General features: G+C 67.6%; 19 protein-coding genes. 8 read left to right on the forward strand and 11 right to left on the reverse strand.

Annotated features, from left to right (window positions below; all coding sequences use genetic code 11):
• Positions 1 to 73: 73 nt before the first annotated feature.
• The 5 genes from HHL11_RS00705 to HHL11_RS00725 are packed head-to-tail and all read left to right on the forward strand — an operon-like array spanning position 74 to position 4,474.
• The gene (locus HHL11_RS00705; RefSeq protein WP_342593151.1) at positions 74 to 925 is read left to right on the forward strand and encodes an amidohydrolase family protein; all 852 of its coding nucleotides are present in this window, start codon (positions 74 to 76) and stop codon (positions 923 to 925) included.
• Positions 922 to 1,794 carry a substrate-binding domain-containing protein gene (locus HHL11_RS00710; RefSeq protein ID WP_169416467.1) on the forward strand — a complete coding sequence of 291 codons (873 nt, stop codon included), beginning with the start codon at positions 922 to 924 and terminating at the stop codon, positions 1,792 to 1,794. The genes HHL11_RS00705 and HHL11_RS00710 overlap by 4 nt, the downstream gene beginning before the upstream one ends.
• Positions 1,795 to 1,828: 34 nt before the next feature.
• A complete protein-coding gene (locus HHL11_RS00715; protein ID WP_169416468.1) occupies positions 1,829 to 2,845 on the forward strand; it encodes an amidohydrolase family protein in 1,017 nt (338 codons plus the stop codon).
• On the forward strand, positions 2,842 to 3,465 hold the full coding sequence (locus tag HHL11_RS00720) for an RraA family protein (protein WP_169416469.1): 624 nt from the start codon (positions 2,842 to 2,844) through the stop codon (positions 3,463 to 3,465). Before HHL11_RS00715 ends, HHL11_RS00720 begins: the two co-directional genes overlap by 4 nt.
• Positions 3,466 to 3,490: 25 nt before the next feature.
• Complete coding sequence (locus HHL11_RS00725) at positions 3,491 to 4,474, forward strand: Bug family tripartite tricarboxylate transporter substrate binding protein (protein ID WP_169416470.1); 984 nt, start codon at positions 3,491 to 3,493, stop codon at positions 4,472 to 4,474.
• Between the two features lie 8 nt (positions 4,475 to 4,482).
• Here the strand turns inward: HHL11_RS00725 and HHL11_RS00730 are convergent, their stop codons facing one another.
• Positions 4,483 to 5,421 carry a LysR substrate-binding domain-containing protein gene (locus HHL11_RS00730; protein ID WP_169416471.1) on the reverse strand — a complete coding sequence of 313 codons (939 nt, stop codon included), beginning with the start codon at positions 5,419 to 5,421 and terminating at the stop codon, positions 4,483 to 4,485.
• Between the two features lie 127 nt (positions 5,422 to 5,548).
• Between HHL11_RS00730 and HHL11_RS00735 the strand changes: the two genes are divergently transcribed.
• Together HHL11_RS00735 and HHL11_RS00740 are read left to right on the forward strand one after the other, a co-directional pair.
• Positions 5,549 to 6,613 (forward strand): DODA-type extradiol aromatic ring-opening family dioxygenase, encoded by a 1,065-nt coding sequence (locus HHL11_RS00735; RefSeq protein WP_169416472.1) that lies wholly within the window; start codon positions 5,549 to 5,551, stop codon positions 6,611 to 6,613.
• Between the two features lie 12 nt (positions 6,614 to 6,625).
• A complete protein-coding gene (locus HHL11_RS00740; RefSeq protein WP_169416473.1) occupies positions 6,626 to 7,480 on the forward strand; it encodes a fumarylacetoacetate hydrolase family protein in 855 nt (284 codons plus the stop codon).
• Between the two features lie 34 nt (positions 7,481 to 7,514).
• On the opposite strand, the gene HHL11_RS00745 is transcribed toward HHL11_RS00740, so the two are convergent.
• The 9 genes from HHL11_RS00745 to HHL11_RS00785 all read right to left on the reverse strand — a co-directional run bounded on the left by HHL11_RS00745 (position 7,515) and on the right by HHL11_RS00785 (position 17,851).
• A complete protein-coding gene (locus HHL11_RS00745) occupies positions 7,515 to 9,077 on the reverse strand; it encodes a class I adenylate-forming enzyme family protein (RefSeq protein WP_169416474.1) in 1,563 nt (520 codons plus the stop codon).
• Positions 9,074 to 9,382: a DUF4387 domain-containing protein gene (locus HHL11_RS00750; RefSeq protein ID WP_169416475.1), complete on the reverse strand. Its 309-nt coding sequence runs from the start codon at positions 9,380 to 9,382 to the stop codon at positions 9,074 to 9,076. Before HHL11_RS00750 ends, HHL11_RS00745 begins: the two co-directional genes overlap by 4 nt.
• The gene (locus HHL11_RS00755; RefSeq protein ID WP_169416476.1) at positions 9,375 to 10,766 is read right to left on the reverse strand and encodes an acyclic terpene utilization AtuA family protein; all 1,392 of its coding nucleotides are present in this window, start codon (positions 10,764 to 10,766) and stop codon (positions 9,375 to 9,377) included. Before HHL11_RS00755 ends, HHL11_RS00750 begins: the two co-directional genes overlap by 8 nt.
• A gap of 38 nt (positions 10,767 to 10,804) precedes the next feature.
• Positions 10,805 to 11,884 carry an ABC transporter ATP-binding protein gene (locus HHL11_RS00760; protein ID WP_169416477.1) on the reverse strand — a complete coding sequence of 360 codons (1,080 nt, stop codon included), beginning with the start codon at positions 11,882 to 11,884 and terminating at the stop codon, positions 10,805 to 10,807.
• Positions 11,871 to 13,544: an ABC transporter permease gene (locus tag HHL11_RS00765; protein WP_169416478.1), complete on the reverse strand. Its 1,674-nt coding sequence runs from the start codon at positions 13,542 to 13,544 to the stop codon at positions 11,871 to 11,873. The genes HHL11_RS00760 and HHL11_RS00765 overlap by 14 nt, the downstream gene beginning before the upstream one ends.
• Before the next feature lie 3 nt (positions 13,545 to 13,547).
• A complete protein-coding gene (locus HHL11_RS00770; RefSeq protein WP_169416479.1) occupies positions 13,548 to 14,633 on the reverse strand; it encodes an ABC transporter substrate-binding protein in 1,086 nt (361 codons plus the stop codon).
• 82 nt (positions 14,634 to 14,715) lie between these two features.
• Entirely contained in the window at positions 14,716 to 15,798 is a 1,083-nt protein-coding gene (locus tag HHL11_RS00775) for an amidohydrolase family protein (protein WP_169416480.1), read from the reverse strand.
• An 11-nt stretch (positions 15,799 to 15,809) separates the two neighbouring features.
• Positions 15,810 to 16,853, reverse strand: a complete 1,044-nt coding sequence (locus HHL11_RS00780; RefSeq protein WP_169416481.1) for a tripartite tricarboxylate transporter substrate-binding protein — start codon at positions 16,851 to 16,853, stop codon at positions 15,810 to 15,812.
• 92 nt (positions 16,854 to 16,945) lie between these two features.
• Entirely contained in the window at positions 16,946 to 17,851 is a 906-nt protein-coding gene (locus tag HHL11_RS00785; RefSeq protein ID WP_169416482.1) for a LysR substrate-binding domain-containing protein, read from the reverse strand.
• A gap of 111 nt (positions 17,852 to 17,962) precedes the next feature.
• Here HHL11_RS00785 and HHL11_RS00790 point away from each other — a divergent pair, with 111 nt between their 5' ends.
• Positions 17,963 to 18,757, forward strand: a complete 795-nt coding sequence (locus HHL11_RS00790) for a GntR family transcriptional regulator (protein ID WP_169416483.1) — start codon at positions 17,963 to 17,965, stop codon at positions 18,755 to 18,757.
• Between the two features lie 28 nt (positions 18,758 to 18,785).
• Here HHL11_RS00790 and HHL11_RS00795 read toward each other — a convergent pair whose 3' ends face one another.
• Entirely contained in the window at positions 18,786 to 20,354 is a 1,569-nt protein-coding gene (locus HHL11_RS00795; protein ID WP_169416484.1) for a cation:proton antiporter domain-containing protein, read from the reverse strand.
• Positions 20,355 to 20,366: the final 12 nt, after the last annotated feature.

The following is a 20,366-nucleotide window of genomic DNA, read 5'->3' on the forward strand; positions in this document are numbered from 1 at the left end:
ACCCGCGGGCTGGCGACAACATTCGCCGCCTCCAAGCCAAATCGGGTTCCCCCAAAGCATGCCAAGCCAGATCGTGGATATCCATCCACACATCATTTCCACCGACACGAGCACCTATCCCCGGGCCCCGCTCTTCGGCAACCAGTCCACCTGGTCGCAGGAGCGGCCCACCACGCCGGAGCAGCTGCTGCAGGCCATGGACGACGCCGGCGTGGCCAAGGCCGCCATCGTGCAGGCCTCCACCTGCTACGGCTTCGACAACTCCTATGTCGCCGACGCGGTGGCCCGCTACCCCGAGCGCTTCACCGGCGTGTTCTCGGTCGACATGGTGGCCGCCGACGCCGCCGAACGCATCCACCACTGGGTCGGCCGCAAGCTCACCGGCCTGCGCCTGTTCACCAGCGGCAGCACCATCGTCGGCCAGGCGCCGGGCCTGGCCGACCCGCGCTCGTTCGCCGCCTGGGACTGCGCCGTGGGCCTGGGCCTGCCGGTGGTCGTGCAAATGCGCACCCAGGGCATGCCGGAGCTGCAGGTGCTGCTGCAGCGCTATCCCGGGGCCACCATCATCATCGACCACATGTTCAACGCGCCGCTCGACGCGGGGCCGCCCTATGCCGCCGCCGAGCCGCTGTTCCGCCTGGTCGACCACCCCAACGTCTACCTCAAGCTCACCAGCGTGATCGTGCGCAACAGCCACAAGGGCCTCGCCACGCCGGAAAGCTTCTTCCGCCGCGTCGTGTCCGAGTTCGGCGCTTCGCGCATCGCCTGGGGCTCCAACTTCCCGGCCACGCCCGGCTCGATGCCCGAACTGCTGCAGGAAGCGCGCTCGGCGCTCGCCTGGGCCAGCGCCGAAGACCAGGCCTGGATCTTCGGCGGCACCGCCGAAAAACTCTACCCCGCACTGCGCACGGAGGTGAACGCATGATGAAGCTCAAGACGATGGTCGGCGACCATCCCATCACCCTGCCGCTCAAGCGCGGCGAAGTCGCGCCGCAAGGCGTAGCCCTCGACATCGCCGATGTCGCGCGCGCCAGCAGCGCCTTCAAGCGCGTCGTGCGCGGCATGGAGTTCGACGTGGCCGAACTGGCCATCGTCACCTTCCTGATCGCCAAGGCGCACGGCAAGCCGCTGGCGCTGCTGCCCGCGGTCGTCGCGGCGCGCTTCCAGCATCCCTTCCTGGCCTACAACGCCGCGCGCGGGCCGCTCACGCCGGCAGGCCTCGCCGGCAAGAAGATCGGCATCCGCTCGTACTCGGTGACGACGGGCGCCTGGATGCGCAGCATCCTCTGGCACGACCACGGCGTGCAGCCGGACGCGGTGCAGTGGATCACGCTGGACGAGCCGCACGTGGCCGAATTCCAGGACCCGCCCAACGTCACGCGCGTCGGCGGCGGCAAGGACATGGTGTCCATGCTGCGCGACGGGGAGATAGCCGCCGCCATCCTTGGCGAAGGCCTGCCCAAGGAAGACTGGTGCCAGCCCCTGATCGCCGACCCCGCAGCCGCCGCGAGCGACTGGCAGCAGCGCCACGGCGCGATCCAGATCAACCACATGCTGGTGGTCAGGCAATCGCTGCTGGATCAACACCCGGAAGCCGTGAAGGACGTCTACCAGGCCTTCGCGCAAAGCCGCGGCATCGCGCTGGCGGCCGGCGCCGCGCCGCTGCCTTTCGGCTTCGAAGCGAACCGCCGCAACCTCGAGGTCGCCATCGCCTGCGCTTACGAGCAGCGCCTCATCCCGCAGCGCTACTCCGTCGACGAGCTCTTCACCGACGTGACCCGGGCCCTGGCCTAGACCCCGACACCCCAGAACGACAAGGAGCCATCACTTGATCATCGATTGCCACGGCCACTACACCACGGCCCCGCGCCAGCTGGACGACTACCGGCGGCTGCAGGTTGCGGCCTGCGACTGCGTCTCGCGCGGCGAGCCCTACCCGGCCATCGCCGACCCCTCGATCTCGGACGACGAAATCCGCGAGACCCTGGAGAAGGCGCAGCTGCGCATCCAGCGCGAGCGCGGCACCGACCTGACGATCTTCTCGCCCAAGGCGGTGGGCATGGGCCACCACATCGGCGACGCGCAGACCAGCGCGCGCTGGGCCACCGTCTGCAACGACCTGATCCACCGCATCTGCGGCCTGTACCCGACCAAGTTCGCCGGCGTGTGCCAGCTGCCGCAAAGCCCCGGCGTGGCGCCGGCCAACTGCATCCCGGAGCTGGAGCGCTGCGTCAAGGAGCTGGGCTTCGTCGGCTGCAACCTGAACCCGGACCCCACCGGCGGCTACTGGAAGGACCCGCCGCTGCACGACAAGTGGTGGTACCCGCTGTACGAGAAAATGGTGGAGCTCGACGTGCCCGCCATGATCCACGTCAGCGGCTCGTGCAACCCGCACTTCCACGCGACCGGCGCGCACTACATCAACGGCGACACCACCGCCTTCATGCAGTTCCTCACCTCCAAGCTGTTCCAGGACTTCCCGACGCTCAAGTTCGTGATCCCGCACGGCGGCGGCGCGGTGCCCTACCACTGGGGCCGCTACCGCGGCATCGCGCAGGACCTGGGCCTGCCGCCGCTGCAGGAGCTGCTGCTGGAAAACGTGTTCTTCGACACCTGCGTGTACCACCAGCCGGGCATCGACCTGCTGCTGAAGGTGATCCCGCCGGAGAACATCCTGTTCGCCTCGGAAACCGTGGGCGCCGTGCGCGGCATCGACCCCACCACCGGGCACCACTACGACGACACCAAGCGCTACATCGACGCCGCGACGCAGCTGAGCGCCGCGGACAAGGCGAAGATCTTCGAAGGCAACGCGCGCCGCGTCTACGCGAGGCTGCAGGCATGAGCGCCGCCACGCCTTTCGAGCAGGCCAAGGCCTACGGCACCGCGACGATCTACGAAGCGCTGAAGATCGACACGATGGTCGACCCCGCCATCCGCACGGTGTGGCGCGGCGCCAAGCTCGCCGCGCCGGCCTACACGGTGCAATGCGCGCCCGGCGACAACCTGGCCATCCACGTGGCCATGGAACGGGCGCCGCGCGGCAGCGTGCTGGTGGTGGACGCCGGCGGCTTCGTCGCCGGCTACTGGGGCGAAGTGCTGACGGTGGCGGCCGAAGCGGCCGGCGTCGTCGGCCTGGTGATCGACGGCGGCGTGCGCGACACCGAAGCCATCGCCGCGCATGCCTTCCCCACCTTCGCGCGCGGCATCTCCATCCGCGGCACCGTCAAGGCCAGCATGCCCGGCACGGGCAAGCCGGTGCGCATCGGCGGCTGCCCGGTGGCCACCGGTGACATCGTGATCGCCGACGACGACGGCATCGTCGTGGTGCCTGCCGCGCGCTTCGACGAGGCGCTGCAGAAGTCGCAGGCGCGCGTGGCGAAGGAACTCGAGATGATGGACAAGCTGCGCGCCGGCGTGAGTTCACTCGAGCAAATCAAAATGACCCAGTGGCGCGACAAGTAGCGCCTTTCCCATCGGAGACAAGAACATGACCGACCGCCGCGAGTTCCTCGCCTCCCTGGGCGCCGCCGCGCTCACCGCCGGCGCGCCGCTGACGAGCCGCGCAGAAAGTGCCTGGCCCTCGGCCCGGCCCATCACCTACGTCGTCCCCTTCTTCGCCGGCAGCAGCGCCGACGTCGTGGGCCGGCTGATGGCGCAGAAGCTGGGCGCCGCGCTGCACCAGTCCTTCGTCGTGGACAACAAGGCCGGCGCCGGCGGCAGCATCGGCGCCTCCGCCGTGGCCCGAGCCGCCCCGGACGGCTACACGCTGCTGGGTGGCACCAGCGGCACGCAGGCCGCCAATGCCACGCTGTACCGCTCCCTGCCCTACGACCCAGTGAAGGACTTCGAGCCGGTCGCGCTGATCGGCTCGGTGCCCAGCGTGCTGGTGGTCAGCCCCAGCCTCGGCGTCAACACCGTGGGCGAGCTGATCGCGCTGATGAAAAAGGACGAACAGCACCGCACCTTCGGCTCGGCCGGCGCCGGCACCTCGCCGCACCTGGCGGGCGAGCTGTTCTCCGAGACGATCGGCGTGCCGCTCACCCATGTGGCCTACAAGGGCCAGCCCGCCATCCTGGACGTGGCCGGGGGCCGGCTCACCTTCATGTTCGACCAGCTCGGGACCACCCTGCCCATGGTGCAGTCCGGCAAGGTGAAGGCGCTGGCCGTGAGCTCGCCGAAGCGGGTGAACGCGCTGCCCAAGGTGCCGACGATGATCGAGTCCGGCGTGGCCGGCTTCACCGTGATGTCCTGGCACGCGATCTTCGCGCCCAAGGGCACGCCCAAGGCCATCGTCGACCGCTTGAATGCGGAGGTGAAGAAGGCCGTGCGCGCGCCCGATGCCGCGGCCGCCCTGGACAGCATCGGCCTGCAGGTTGCCACCAGCACGCCGGCCGAACTGGGCGCCCTGGTCGCGCGCGAGATCCCGCGCTGGGGCGAGGTGATCCGCAAGTCCGGCGCCACGCTGGACTGAGCGCAGCTTCAGGCGTAGTGGGGGCGCAGCCCGGCGGCTGCTTCCTCCAGGCAGGCGATCATCAGCCTGGCCGCGGGCGTCAGCGCGCGGCGCTTGTCCCAGAACACCCCGGAGCCGCGGATCAACTGCGGCAGCGCCAGCGGCAACCTGGCCAGCGGCTCCGCCGGGTCGCGCGCCACCGCGCCGGCCATCGCGCCGATGCCGTCGCTGGCGTGCAGGTAGGCGCGGGCCAGCGTGGTCGACGAGGTCTCGATGTAGTCCTTGGGCCGGATGTCGTGGCTTTCCAGGATGCGCTCCAGCGGGTCGCGCAGCAGCGCGCCCACGGGCGGCAGCACCCACGGGTAAGGCTTCAGGTCCGCCCACTTCAGCTTCTTGCGGCCAGCCAGCGGGTGCGCGGGCCGCACCAGCAGCGACACCGGCTCCTCCAGCAGCTCCTGCTCCGCGATCGTGTCCTGGCCGTCGCGCGCGGGCAGGCGGCCGACGATCATGTCCAGCTTGCCCTGGCGCAGCTCGGGCATCAGCGTGGCCATCATTCCCTCGGTGACGAGCACGTTGACGCGCGGCTCGCGCTGTTTCAGCAGCGCCAGCGCCTTGGGCAGCAGCGCCGTGACGGAAGCGGGGAACACGCCGACGTTGATCTTGTCCTCCGAAGGCGAGCTGAGCGCCTTCAGCTCGGCGCGCGCCTGGTGCAGGCTCACCAGCATCTGGCGCGCATGCCGGATCAGGCATTCGCCGTGCGGCGTGGGGCGCAGGCCCTGCGTCGTGCGCACGAACAGTTCCAGGCCCAGCCCGCGTTCCAGTTCCGCGAGCGCCTTGGACACCGCGGGCACGGTGACGTGGGTGATCTCGGCCACCTCCTTCAGGTGGCCGAAATCGTCGAGCGCCACCAGCAGGCGCAGCTGGCGCGCCTTCAAGGTGACCTGGAGATAGGAATCGATCTGCGACATGACTTAACCGTTGGCTCAACGCGGGCCGGCCAATTACTCAATCGACAGGCCCGTGGCGCGCATGCAAACTGCGGCCCATTGTGCAGCAGCGGGCTGCACGGCCATTTTCGAGAACCAAGGAGCCAACATGGCGAAATTCGTCGGGGCCATCGGGACATCGCATTCGCCGCCGATGTTCCTGGAGGTCCAGTACTGGGACAAGCACGCGGAAATCGTCGACCGCAAGAACGAGGAGCTGCAGTCGCCGCGCACGGGCCGGATCACGCCTTATGAAGGCCTGGTGCAGGAAGTGGCCGCCTCGGACCCGCAGCTGCTGGAGCAACTGACGCCCGAAATCTTCGCGGCCAAGTACGAGCGCATGCAGGCGGGCGCCCAGCGCCTGCGCGACATCACGACCGAACTCGCGCCCGACGTGGTGATGGTGATCAGCGACGACCAGGAAGAGATCTTCTTCGACGACAACATGCCGTCGCTGTCGATCTACTGGGGCGAGTCCTGGCCGCTGTACCCGTGGAAGACGCACCGCCCCGGCGCGCATCCGCTGTTCAACACCTTCCAGAACGGCTGGGGCGACCGCGAGCTGGTGATGCCGGTGGACGCGGCGATGGGCGAATACCTGATCGGCGGGCTCGCCGAGCGCGACTTCGACATCTCGCACTTCCGCTACCTGCGCGACGAGTACGGCGGCAGCGTGGGCCCCAGCGGCTTCATCGAGGAGAAGCGCACCCGCGCCCCGGGACGCAAGGGCATGCCGCACGGCTTTGCCTATGTGGCCAAGTCGGTGCTGGACAACCAGCTGATTCCCATGGTGCCGGTGTTCCTGAACACCTGCTACCCGCCGAACCGGCCCAACCCGCGCCGCTGCTTCAACTTCGGCGCCGCGCTGCGCGAGCTGATCGAAGCCTACCCCTCGGACCAGCGCGTGCTGCTGGTGGCCAGCGGCGGCCTGAGCCACTTCGTCCTCGACGAGGAGCTCGATCGCCTGGTCATCAAGGGCCTGGAGACCAACGACCGCTCGATCCTGGAAAACCTGCCGCGCCTGGACACGCCGACCGGCGAGATCCGCAACTGGATCGTCGCTGCCGGCGCCTGCCAGGACCACCAATTCGAGCTGGTCGACTACGTGCCCACCGCGCGCAGTCCCGCCGGTACGGGTGGCGGCTGGACTTTCGGCCAGTGGGTTCGTCCCTGACACCTTCGCACCATGAAACTCATTAGCTTTCTCCAAGCCGGCCGCCCCGGCTTCGGCGCCGTCATCGGCGACGACGGTGTCGTCGACCTGGGCCGCGCCTTCCAGGGCCGCTACACCGAGCTTGCGCAGGTCCTCACCGACGCGGGCCTGGCCGAAGTCCGCGCCGTGCTCGCTGGCCGCGCGGCCGACCAGAGCCTCGCGCAGCTGGAACTGCTGCCGGTCATCCCCCGTCCCGGCAAGATCTGGTGCTGCGGGCTCAACTACGCCGAACACGTGGCGGAGACGCAGCGCGAGGTCACCGAGCAGCCCACCTTCTTCCTGCGCGTGGCCGATTCGCAGGCCGGGCACGGCCAGGGCCTGGTGTGCCCGCGCGAGTCGACGCAGTTCGACTACGAGGCCGAGATCGCGGTGGTGATCGGCGAGCCCGGGCGCCGCATTGCCGTGGCCGACGCAGCGCGCCACATCGCCGGCTATGCCTGCTACAACGACGGCTCCATCCGCGACTGGCAGCGCCACACGCCGCAATGGGCGCCGGGCAAGAACTTCTGGCGCACCGGCGGCTTCGGCCCCTGGCTGGTGACGGCGGACGAGATCCCCTTCGGCACCGTGATGAAGCTGCGCACGCGCCTGAACGGCCAGGAGCTGCAATGCGCGACCACCGACATGATGATCCACTCGATCGCGCGGCAGATCGCCTACGTGTCCACCATCGCGCCGCTGCAGACCGGTGACGTCATCGTCACGGGCACGCCCGGCGGCGTCGGCGCCAGGCGCAACCCGCCGGTGTGGATGAAGCCGGGCGACGTCTGCGAGATCGAAGTGGACCGCATCGGCGTGCTGCGCAACCCGGTCGTCGCGGACGACTGAGGCGGCTGCCGCCAAGCGGGTATCCTGGCTCCGCTCATGCTGCTCTCATGCGCTGCAGTTCCCGCTTGAGCACCTTGCCGATGGCGCTGCGTGGCAACTCCCGCAAGAGGTGCACTTCCGAGATCCGCTGGGTCTTGCCAAGCCGGCTGTTGGCCCACGCCTGCAAGGCCTCCGGTGCGAGCTTGCTGGCCGGAGTCAGGACGCCAAAGGCGACCGGCGTTTCGCCCCAGGCTTCGCTTGGCACGCCCACGACCGCGGCCTCGACCACGTCGGGGTGCTGCAACAGGACGGCCTCGAGATCGCTGGGGTAGATGTTGTAGCCGCCGCTGATCACCATGTCCTTCTTGCGGTCGATGAGAACCAGGAATCCGTCATCGTCGAACCGGCCCAGGTCGCCGGTTCGAATGAACCGGACGCCCTGCGGCGAAAACCACTCAGCTTCACGCGTCTTGGCCGGCTGGTTGAGATAGGCCGTCATCATGGACGCCGAGCGGCCGACGATCTCGCCTGGGGCGCCCGGCGGGACCTCCTGCCCGGTCTCGTCGATCAGCCGGATCTCGCATCCCGGCGCCGGGCGGCCGACCGTATGCAGCTTGCCAGGATGGAGGTGGGCATCCAGCAGGCAGGTGGCGCCGCCCTCCGTCATGCCATAGAACTCGACGAGCGCACCGGGCCACCGTGCGAGAACCTCTGCCTTGAGCGCCGCGCCGAAGGGGGCGCTGGTGCAGAACTTGTACCGGAATGCGCTCAAGTCCGTGGTCCCGAAGTCCGGATGATCCAGCAGCCGCTTGTACTGCACCGGCACCAGCATGACGTGCGTCACGCGATGCGCCTCGGCCAGCTTCAGGAAACGAGCTGCATCGAACTTGGACATCAGCACCGAGCTGCCGCCGTAGGCAATCGTTGGAAAGAAGGCTACCAGCGTGGTGTTCGAATAAAGCGGTGTCGAGACCAGCGTGATGGAGTCCGGCCCGTAGCCGTGGCGACCGGACCGCACGACGTGTCCCCATCGCATCCCGTGTCCCTGGACGATGCCCTTGGGCTGGCCGGTCGTGCCCGAGGAGTAGATGATGTTGAAGGGCGTGTCGGGCGAAATGCCGGCGGAAGCCGGAACCGCACCTTCAGGTGCCATCCAGTCCCCGAACCGGCGCGCACCGCCGCATCCGCTCGCGTCATCCAGGGCCACGGTGCCAGGCAGCCGCGGCATCCCGATGAACGTTCCGCAGGTTGTGGCGTCGCTGAACAGCAGCTTCGCACGCGAGTCGCACAGCATGCCGTGCAGTCCATCGGGCGTCGAGCTGGGCGCCAGTGGCGCGACGGCGACGCCCGCGCGAAGTGCGCCGAGGAAGACGGCTGCATAGCGCACCGATGACAGGGCGCAGATCGCAATGCTGTCGCCCGGAAGCAATCCATCGCGCTGCAGGGCGGCCGCTATCCTGTCCATCCAGGAATCCAGGACCTCCCAGGTGAGCGATTCAGCTTCATCCTGCAGTGCCGTGGCCTCGGGGCGTTGGGTCGCATGCAAGCGCACCTGCTGTGCGATCAGGCCGAATGCGCCGTCTTGCTGGCCGCTAGCGATCGTCAAGTCAGGCTTCATGCCATCTCGAGGTCGAGGAAGCGCACGTACTGCTGGCCCCCGTGCATGTCGCGTTCCAGCATCCCGCCCTGGGGTTTGCGCCGGGGATAGGACACCTTGACGACCCGAAGCTTGGGGACCCGGAAGACCTTGACGAGGCTTGCGTCCACATTCATCGTCTGGCCGATGGTGGCGGGGTCGAACGCGGGCGCGTTGCAATACCGGTCGAACGCTTGCTGGTCCGCGAACGAGAAATCCAGCGTGATCCAGAAGGGACCGGCATTCTTGGAGCGGACGTGGTGGCAGACCTCGCTGAGCTTAGGCATGGGCGGCCTCCTTCAGGTTGACATACTCCGTGCGCACGAGCTCGAGGGCATGGGCGACATGGACGACGTGGTTGAGCTTGAAGTCATAGACCGGGCCGCGCTCCGTTTCCGACGGTGAGAACGGGAAGCCGTAGCTCGGAAGTTCGACCTCGGGCCGGATCGGCATGTGGAAGAACCAGGGATTGCAGGTCTTGGCGATCTGCGTCGCGATGTCCTGGGATGGCGCGGTCGCGACGAACATCAAGCCGATCTCGCGCGGCGGCGCAGCGCCATCGTCGACCGGCATCCCGGTCACGGCATTCCAGCCATAAGGACGCAGCGAGATGTCGAATGCGTCGGAGGGCAGGCCCATCGTCGTCTTCACGCGCTCGCACAGCGCCTTGTGCATGCGCTCGATGAACAGGTCGACCTCTGCGCAGACGGCGCGATCCTGGATGCCCACGAACATGATGGTCTGGAATCCGCCGCGCCCTGCGCCCTCCAGCTTCATCGTGTAGGGCTTGTCATGGAACCTGGAGCCGGTGACGCGCACGACGCGCTCATCGACCGCTTCGTAGATGGCGTCGGTGACATCCAGGACACCGCCGGGCTCGGTCAGCAGGAAGGGATCGCTGTTCTCGTAGAGCATGTGGGCGGAGACGGTGAAGGGCGTGCATCGGCTCACATTGCCGAGCGGCTCCACTTCGAATGCGTCTTTCCCGACGCGGATCATGACGCCGCCCTCGCGCGAGTGGGTGGTGCAGAGCCCGCCGCATTCCGCGATCTTCCCGGAATGCCAGGATGCGGCCTTTCCGGCCCCGCGCAGCAAGGGCAAGGCCGCGAGAACCGCAGTGTCCGTGGTGCGGCCGCCGAGCACGATGTCCGCGCCAGCCTCCAGCGCCGCGATGTACGGCTCCGGGCCCATCAGGGCGACGATGTGGTCGCACTCGCCGAACAAATCGATGCCGGAGCCTGTCAAAGGTGGCAGCGGCGTGACCTTGCCCTCGCTTGCGCGAGTGGTGAGCAAGGCGGGCGACTGCTCGGAATAGAGCATGGCGATCTTCGGGCTCAGGCCATGCTCCCGCGCGATCTCCAGCACGATGTCGCGCGTCCAGTCGAGCGCCATGTCGCAGCCAGAGGTGCCGCACGAACCGACCAGCAGGGGAATGTTCGCTTTCGCCTGGGCGAGCATCAGTACGCGGAAGTCCTCCTTGATGGCCGCCTTGGAGTACTTGCATTTCCCGCTGGAGAGATAGGCCGGCCCGCTGTCCGTGGACCCCGCATCGCACGCGATGCCGTGGGCGCCCGCTGCGATGCCGGCGTCAATGTGTTCGGCGCGGATGCCCGCACCGAGGGAGCCTGAGGGGACGATGATGTTGGTGGTATCGCGCAGCCGTTGGGACATGGGACTCTTTCGCAATGAGTGTGTTTGTGGGACGAGGGTCAATGGGACGGCGGGTCCGCGAAGAACCAGACGGCGTCCTGTGGGATGTTCAGCGTGTGGGGGCCGTCCGCCGGCCGGCGGGCGTGAAACGCGCGGATCCGGTGCTCCGACAGCCTGTAGACGGCCTCCCATTTGCCACCGAGATAGACCGCGGTCTCGAGTTCGGCGTGGAGCGCGTTGTCCCCGGCCTGGGTTGCCGCGCTGCCGACGGACTCGACACGAATGACCGCGACGCCCGTGGTTCCCACCCGGCTCGCGCCGCCCTGGTCCTTGCCCCGCAGCGGCTGGCCTCCAAGGTCCAGGACCGCGGAACCGGGCGTGGATGCGGTGACCGCAGCCCGGAGTTGGTTGTTCGCGCCCATGAATTCCGCCGCGAACAGGCTGGCAGGGCTGCCGTACAGCGCCTCGGGCGTGCCGCTTTGCGCGATCCGGCCGGCATCCATCAGCACGATGCGGTCGGCAATCGCCATCGCCTCGACCTGGTCGTGCGTCACGAAGATGGCGCTCAGGCCCAGGGACTTGATCAGCGAGCGGATCCAGATACGCGCGTCCTCGCGCAGTTTTGCATCCAGGTTGGACAGCGGCTCATCGAGCAGCAGGACCGGCGGGCTGTACGCCATGGACCGGGCCAGGGCGACCCGTTGCTGTTGCCCTCCCGAAAGCTGGTGCGGATAGCGGCCATGCATCCCTTCCAGCCCGATGCCGGCCAGCACCTTCTCCACGGTGGCGCGAATCTGCTCCTCCGCCTGCTTGCGCAGTCGCAATGCATAGGCCACGTTCTCGTACACCGTCTTGTGGGGCCAGAGCGCATACGACTGGAACACCAGGCCCAGGTTGCGCTTCTCGCTGGGAAGATCGATGCCCTTCTCGCTGTCGTAGACCGTCAGTCCGTCGATGGCGATCCGGCCGCTGGTCGGGTGCTCCAGGCCCGCAATCGAGCGCAGCAGCGTGGTCTTGCCACACCCGGACGGACCCAGCAGGACGACGATCTCGCCCTCTTCGAACGACGTGGAGACGCCTTTGAGAATCTGCGTGTGGCCAAGGGTGACCCGAAGGGCCTCGACTTCAAGCTTGGGCATGGGAGGCCTTTTCGAATCGTTGGAGAAGCAGCACGCCGATGCCGACCATGCAGATGTTGATCGTGGAAAGTGCGGCAATCGTGTCGATCGCCCCGGTATCCCACAGGGAAATCATCAAGGAGCCCAGGACCTCGGTGCCCGGTGCGAGCAGGTAGACGGCGGTCGAGTACTCCTTGACGTAGGTGATGAAGATCAGTGCCCATGCCCCGACCAGCGCGGCCCTCACCAAGGGCAGCGTGACATGCATGCTGACGCGACCCGGTGAGGCGCCGGCAACGCGCGCGGCTTCCTCGAGTTCTCGCGATATCTGCATGAGCGGCCCGCTGATCAGGCGGATTCCGTATCCGAGCCAGACCAGCGTGTAGGCGATCCAGACGGAGAGCAGCGTCGACCGCAAGGGGCTGATCAGCGGGATGAAGAGGAACATCCAGAACATCGCCAGGCCGGCGACCAGCCCGGGAAGGGCGCGCGGCAGCAGCACCAGGTAGTCGATCGTTGCGGCCCAGCGAGACTTCCAGCGATGCACCGACAGGTTGACCATGGTGTAGACACCGACGGACAGCGCGGCGCCGAGGGTTGCCATCAGGGCCGTGTTGACGATGCCGCGCTGAAGGTTGGGGAACTCCAAGATCGCCAGAAAGTGCTGGGCGGTGAAGTTCCCAGCCAGCGGGACACCGTCCCCCCAGGTCCTGAGCACGCTGCGCAGGATGACGGCGCCCACGGGCAGCACAACGCTCACGGCCAGCCAGGCGACGATCGCGCCGAACGCGACCCAGCGCATGGGGCCGAGGGAGAGCAGCTTGCGCGCGGCCGCCTTGCCCTTGACCGAAACGAAGCGGTCGCCGTCCTTCATCATCTTGCGCTGCAGGTACACCATGGGGAGCGTCATCGCCACGATCAGCATCGCGACTGCCGCCAGCAGGTGGTAGGCCGGTGTGCCGAACAGGTTGGTGAGCTTGAACAGGTAAGTCGCCAGCACGGAGATGCCCTCGGGCTCGCCAAGCACCAGCGGCAGGCCGAACAGCTCGATGCCCAGGAACAGGAGCAGCAGCGCGCAGAACAGGATGGTCGGCAGCACCATCGGCAGGCTGACGGTCAGCGCCACCCGCCACGGACTGGCGCCGGAGACCCGGGCCGCCTCTTCGATGTCGGAGCCCACCCCCTTGAGCGCGGTCGAGACGTACAGGTAGACGTGGGGGACATGCGTCAAGCCGGCGATGATGATGATCGAGGGCTTGGAGTAGAGCGTCCATTGGACGGAGCCGAGGACCGACTTCGCCGCCAGGCTGAGGAATCCGACCGGGCCTGCGCCGACGACGTACCCGAAGGCCAGCACCAGCGAGGAGATGAACATCGGGACGAGCACCAGCGGCTCGATCCATCGTCCCCCCGGAACGTCGGTCCGCGTCAGCAGGAATGCCAGCACGCTGCCCAGCGGGACGGCGATCAAGGTCATGCCGACCGCAACCTGGGCCGAGTTCCAGAGCGAGGCGTAGAAGTCCGGATCCGTCAGGACGAACTTGAACGCCGAAAGCGATAGCTGCGCATTCGGCTTGAAGAATGCGTCGCTCTGGACGCTCTGCCAGGCGATCAGGAGGATCGGTGACAGGACGAACAGCGCGGTGGCCAGGACAAGCGCGATGCGCAGGCGCGTCGGCATCGGCTATTTCGCCTGCAGGCCGGACTTCCACTGACGCAGGAAGCTCACCCGCCAGGCCGGGTCAAACACCTCCAGTCGCTCCGGCCCGGGGGTGAGGGCCTTGGCATTCGTGCAAGCGGCCGCGCGCTGCAGGACCGGATTGTTCTTGACATCGGAGCGGATGCTGCCGACGGACTTGTCCGCCAGCTGCTGCTGCCCGTCCTTGCTCAGAAGAAAGTCGAGGAACACCTTGGCGGCATTCGGATGCTTGCCGCGTTTGGACAGGATGGCCGTGCGCGTCAGGTAGAGGGTGTAGTCGCAGGGCAGGATCATTCCCACCGAGCTGTCGGTCTTCATCCGCTCCGCCACATTGGCGGCGGCGAGGTTGTAGGCCAGCAAGATCTCGCCGGAGGCCACGCGCTCCACCATCGTGCCATTCGAGGTGAAGAGCTTCACCTCCGCTTGTCCCATGGCCTTGAACAAGGGCCATGCCGTGCCCGGGTAGGCAATGGAATCCTCGCCCAGGAAGCCGATGCCGGCGCCGCTGCGCTCCGGGTCATAAGTCCCGATCTTGCCGCGATAGGCTTCGCGCTTGTCGGTCAGCAGGCGCGTCAGATCCTGGTGCGTGGCAGGCACGTCGCCTGGCGGCATGAGGCGCTTGTTGTAGATGGTGACGATCGGTTCGTAGGTCGTCGCGAAGGCCACGTTTTTCCAGATCGCGTAGGGCGGCAGGTTGCGCGCCTCCGGGCTCGCATATTCGGCAGCGATCCCGTCCTGGTACAGCTTCACGGCGGTATCGGCACCGCCCAAGCCGATGTCACCCGTGCCTTGCCCTGCCGCGGCCTCGCTGGTGAACCGGGTATAGATCTCATTGCTGCTCTGGTCCACGAAATCAACCTTGATCTTCGGGAACCTGGCCTGGAACGCTTGCAGCAGGCCGACCGCCGACTTGGAGTCGAACGAGGAATAGATGGTCACCGTGCCCTCGCGCTCCGCCGCCTCGATGAGGCGGGCGTAGTCTGCCGGGTAGCCAGCCGGCACGGCCTGCGCCGGCGCGAGAACGGGCAAGAGGGGAAGCAACAAGCCCAAGGCAAGCTTTCGGACGTGCATGACGTGGTCTCCTGTAAGAGTTCTGAATGACGGATATCTGCATCCCAGCCTGGACCCCCCTCCGGGTCCAGGTTCGCGCGACTCAGGGAATGCGGTAGAAGCTTCGCGCGGTGCCGCTGTAAAGCAGCGCCTTCTCCGCGTCCGAGCAGCCGGCCGTGATGCGCTTGAAAGCGTTCCACAGCGCCTTGAAGGAAATGCCCATCTTCTCGACGGGAAAGTTGCTCTCGAACATGCAACGACGCGCACCGAACAGTTCGATGCAGGTCTCGATGTAGGGGCGCCAGAGCGCGGCCAGTTCTTCGGAGCTCGGCGGGCGCGGCGCGGTGCGGAAGTCAAACGCGCCGAGCCGGTTCATGATTCCACCGAGCTTGATGCGCACGTTGTCGCAGGCCGCGACCGCACGGATGTTGCGGAGCCACGCATCGAAGACGGCTTGCTGATGCTCACGCGATGCGTCGAAGCCCAGCGGCCCCCCGCAATGACAAAGCGCGAGACGGGCATCGGGAATCGCGCGAGCCAGGATGGCAACGTCCTCCAGCTGATGGTGGAAGAGGAAGAGGTCGAGCGCCAGGCCCATCTCGGTCAGGCAGCGCGCGCCCGCCTGGAATGCGGCCGACCGGTACAGCTCCGGTCCGGTGGAGGTCGCGTTGTTGCGCACGCCGGGCACGTTGGCCCAGCCTGCGCTGTGTCGCACGCCGCGAAAACGCCCCGCACCGGCGAGAACACAGGCCTCCAGCACCTCCCGAACGTCCGCCCCCAAGCTCAGGTTGGCCTGGCCCATCACCACGGACGCAATCCGGGTCGGACCATAGCTTCCGCTGTCGGCCATGGCGCCCATGCCGGCGGCAAACTCCACCTCGCCGACAGGGCGCAACTGCACCGGCCCCTGCGACCGATACATCGCCCGGCATTCCACGAAGACGGTCGCCTCGATGTTGTGACCGCTCGCGGCGTCCGCGGCGTACTCATCGACCAGGTAGCGATGGCTGATGCCGCCCAGCCTGGGATCTGCTGCACCCTTGATGTCCCACAAGTGGTGGTGCGCATCGACAATCGGCAGCCCGGGCTCGAGGACGGGCTCCTCTGGCTGGCGGGCCAGGTAGTCCGGCCGGTCGGCCTGAATGCCGCCGAAGCGATGCGGCGCCGCCGCCGCGGCGCCCGTCATCCCTGGCCCGCTCATTCGGACACCTTGATGTTGTGCTCGGTAATCAGGGTCTGGTACCGGCGCAGGTCCGACAGATAGGTGGCCTGCGCCTGGGCCCGCCCGTTTCCGACGAACTGGTAGCCCGCGGCGCCCAGTACCTTGCGCACCTCGGGCGAATTCAAGGCCCGGACGGCCTCGTTGCGGATGCGATCCATGACCGCGGCGTCGACGCCGCTGGGCGCGAACATTCCGATCCAGGACGTCGTGTCCATCACCTTGACACCCTGCTCCTTCATCGTGGGTATGCCCGGCAGACCGCTGACGCGCTGGTCGCCCATCACCCCGAGCACCTTGATGCGCCCGGACTTTTCCAGGTTCATCGCGGCAGAGGCGGCGACGAAGGCCACGTCGATTTCGCCCGCACTCAGCGCTGCGTACATCTGGTCCGAACCCTTGTAGGGCACATGCAGGAACGAGGCCTTCGTGGCATCGCGGAACAGCTCGAACTCCAGGTGCGCGATCGAGCCCACGCCCTGGGAGCCGTAGGTCAAGCTGCGCTCGCTGGACCTCGCGGCGGCCAGCTTGAGCAAGTCCTGGACGCCCTTCGCGGGAACGGCGGAATTGGCGGCCAGCACCATCCGGCCTTCCGCCAGGATCGTCACTGCGGCAATGTCGCTCTGCGCGTTGTACTGCAGCTTGTACAGCGAGGGCGCGATCACGATGTTCGAAGAGGCTATGCCGATGGTGTAGCCGTCCTTGGGGGCCCGCGCGAGCCGCGTTGCGCCGATCACGCCGCCGGCGCCCGCCACGTTCTGCACCACGACAGGCTGTTTGAGTGCCGCGGCCATCGACGGCGCGATGGCGCGCGCGACGATGTCGATCGGCGCTCCAGGCGAGGAAGGAACGATCAGTTCGATGGACCGCTCAGGAAACGTGCCCGCCTGGCTGGCGGCGAACGGGTTGAAGGCAGCCAGCGCGATCAGCGCCGCCGCGACCGAGCGGGAAAGTCCCGCGCCGGCCGCAGAAGTGGCGCAGCGGCGAGGCTGGATGCGCAAATGTCGAAGAATGTTGTTCACGGCGCGTGACTGTATTGATTCCATGACAGTCCGGTTCAACTTCGAGCGAGGGGGTGGTCAACCCACCGTTCAAGCAAGCGCTGTTGCCGGAACTAGTCGTCGTCCAGGTCCAGGGATGCAGCCGCGCGGCAATGTGCAAGGAAGACGCGGGCAGCCCCTGACACCGCGTCCTCGTCAGGCCGCACGCCGATCAGAAGCTGGCGCACGGCCCAAGGTTCATCGAGCTCCAGAACGTGGATGTCGGCCACGTGCCGGTTGCTTCGTGCCGCCCCGAGCGGGCAGATCCCGATGCCCAGGCCAGCCCCGACCATGCGGCACATGGCCTCGCTGGTGCGCACGTGCAGGCGGATCTTCAGCGCGCCGTCGCTCTCGGAAAGCATGCGCTGCACGATGGTGCTCCGGGGAGCGAGCGCAATGAACTCGGACTCCAGGAGCTCCGAGAACGAAACGTGCGTTCGGCGCGCCAGAGCATGCTCCAGCGGCACGGCGACTCCCAAAGCGTCCCGGTGATACTCGTAAGTGGCCAGCAAGTCGTGGTCGATCGGGGCCAGGAAGATGCCTACGTCCGCGCGCCCCTCGACGACCGCCTCCACCACCTCCGGGGTGGTTGCCTCGGTCAGGTCGATGGCGACGTTCGGATGCTGTTCGGTGAAGCGGCGGATATCGGCCGGCAGGAACTGCGTCACCGCCGAACTCATCGAAGCAATGCGCACGACGCCGGTAATGCCGCGAGCGAGTTGCCGTTGCTCGCTTCGCATCTTCTCCACGGTTCCCATGATGTCCCGCGCATGCTGCAGCAGCGCGTGCCCCGCGGCAGTCAGGGCCATGCCCCGCGCGTGCCGCAGGAAGAGCTGGTTGCCGAACGACGACTCCAGGTCGCGGATCCGCTTGCTCACCGCGGCGACGGTGAGACTGCATCGGTCTGCGGCCGCCGACATGCTGCCGCATTCAGCCACCACCGCGAAAATTCGCATGCTGGACAGCTCAAGCTGTTTCATGGGCGATGGCCTCGCATGACACCGGCGTCTCCTCTGGCCAGCGAATCCGGCAGAGGGCAGCCAGCTTACCCATCATAATAGTATGATGACTCTGCGCGCCTAGGCCAAACCATGACGATGCGCCTGAACCGCGATCAAGGCGACCTTCTCCACAAGCAGCTGTTTCTCGCCTTGCGGGAGCAGATCAGCCGTGGGGTGTATCCCCAAGGCTCCGCGATTCCGTCGGAAGACCAGCTTGGACGACTGTTCGGTGTCTCGCGCATCACCGTTCGGCGCGCGGTGACCGAGCTGGTCGACGCCGGGTGGGTGGAAAAGCGATCGGGCCGGGGCACATTCGTACTTGCAAGAAGCGACGCTGCCGACGCCGGGCCACCCCTCAGCCTGGTGGAATCGTTCATGCGGCGCTCGCGCCAGACCCAGGCCCGGGTCCTGGAGTTGAGCCGCCGAATTCCGCCGCCTGCCATTGCGAACGCGTTGCAACTGGCCTCCCAGGAGGCGGCAGTCTTCGTCAGTCGCCTGCGCAGCATCGGCCAGGTTCCGCTGTTGGCCATGGATGCCTGGATCGTTGCCGAACAAGCGGTCCACATCACCGTCGAACGACTGAGGCATCAGGGGCTGTCCGAAACACTCCTGGCGCATGGTGCCCGCTTTACCCAGGTGTCCCAGTCCATTGATGCCGTCGCCGCCGAGCCCCATGTCGCCTCGCTACTGCAGGTGGGCATCGGTTCGCCGCTGCTGCGGATCGAGCGGCTGATGCGGGAAGCGCCGGCGAAGCCAGTCATGCACATGACGGCCTATCTGTCCTCGAAAAGGAGCACCATCCAGGCCGAGCTGACAGCCGACACGCTCGAAGCGCAGGAGTACGGACAACTCGTGCACCGCGTCGGCAGAAGCAAAATCAGGTGAAAAGGCCCAGGCCTGCGTTCGCAGCACCCTACTCCACCGCGTCCGCATTCGCCGCCCGCAGCGGATCCGACACCTCCATCCAGTCCAGGTCGTTCTCCAGCGTGTGGAAGGCGTCGTCGCCGATGTCGCCGCTGTCCCGCATCGCCAGCAGCACCTGGCGCGCCGCGCCCAGCGCCGCGCGGTAGGCGCTGTCGTATTCGGCGCCGAAGGACGCGTGCGGGCCGTCGCCGCGCTGCACCTGCCCCAGGCGGACCTTCAGGTCCTTGCGCACCAGGGTGATGGCCGGCGAAGCCTGGGCCGGCAGCTGCGCGTAGGCCGCCTCCAGCAGGCGCTGGCGCGCCTTGTGCTCCTCGCGCGCCACCGGGTCGCCATCATGCAGGTCCAGCGCGCGCAGCAGCGGCTTCAAGGTCAGGCCCTGGATCAGGAGCGTGCCCAGCACCACCGAGAACGCCGTCAGTACGATCAATGCACGGGCCGGAAAATCCGCGGGCAGCGCCAGCGCCGCGGCCAAGGTGACGATGCCGCGCATGCCGGCCCAGGAGATCACCAGCCCGCTGCCCACCGTGGCCTGCAGCATCGGCCGCGGCGGATGGAAGCCATAGCGGCGGTCACGCCAGCGGGTGGCGGCGTTGAAGCACATGTGCCAGGCGACGCGCACCAGGATCACGGTGGCCAGCACCGCGGCGGCCACCAGCAGGTACTGCGCCCGCTGCACCGGCGCCAGCTCCACCAGGATCGGCCGGATCTGCAGGCCGATGAAGATGAAGGCGAAGATGTTCAGCGCGAACACCACGGTGGCCCACACCGCATTCGTCGGGACGCGGATGCGCGCTGGCGTGCGCCCGGGCGCCGTCCGGCCCAGGGTCATCGCGAAGCACACCGTCGTCAGCACGCCCGACAGGCCGATGTTCTCGGCCAGCAGCCACACACTGAAGGTGCCCACGAACTGCAGAATGATGGCCGTGGGGATGTGCTGCACCTTCTCCAAGGTCCGCTGCACCAGCAGGCCCAGCACGGGACCCGCGACCAGGCTGCCCAGCACCGCCAGCAGGAAGGTCGGCGCGACTGTCTGCAACGAGAAACTACCCGCCGTCACCGCACCGACGGCAAGCCGGTAGATCAGCAGCGCGCTGGCGTCGTTCAGCAGGCTCTCGCCTTCCAGGATGCCCAGCAAGCGCTGCGGCGGATGCAGCGGCCGCAGCACCGCGGTGGCCGCGACCGCATCCGGCGGCGCGACGATGGCGCCCAGCGCGATGGCCGCGGCCCAGGGCAGGCCCGGCACCATCGCATGCGCAACGACCGCCACCGCCGCCGTCGTGAAACCCACGGCGAAGATGACCAGGCTGGCCAGCGGCACCCAGTTGTCCCGCAGGTCGCGCAGCGAGGCGTCGTAGCCGGCGTCCACCAGGATAGGCGCCACGAACAGCGCCAGCACCAGCTCCGGCGGGAAGGCCGGACTGGGCGCGCCCGGCACCAGCGCCAGCAGCGCCCCGCCGATGGCCAGGAAGACGGGATACGGCGCCCCCACCCGCCGCGCAGCGGCGGCCAGCAGCACGGCGGCCACGAAGAGGGCCAGGATGTGTTCGAGTTCGTGCACCGGGCGGAGTAT

It is taken from the genome of Ramlibacter agri (assembly GCF_012927085.1).
GTDB lineage: Bacteria > Pseudomonadota > Gammaproteobacteria > Burkholderiales > Burkholderiaceae_C > Ramlibacter > Ramlibacter agri.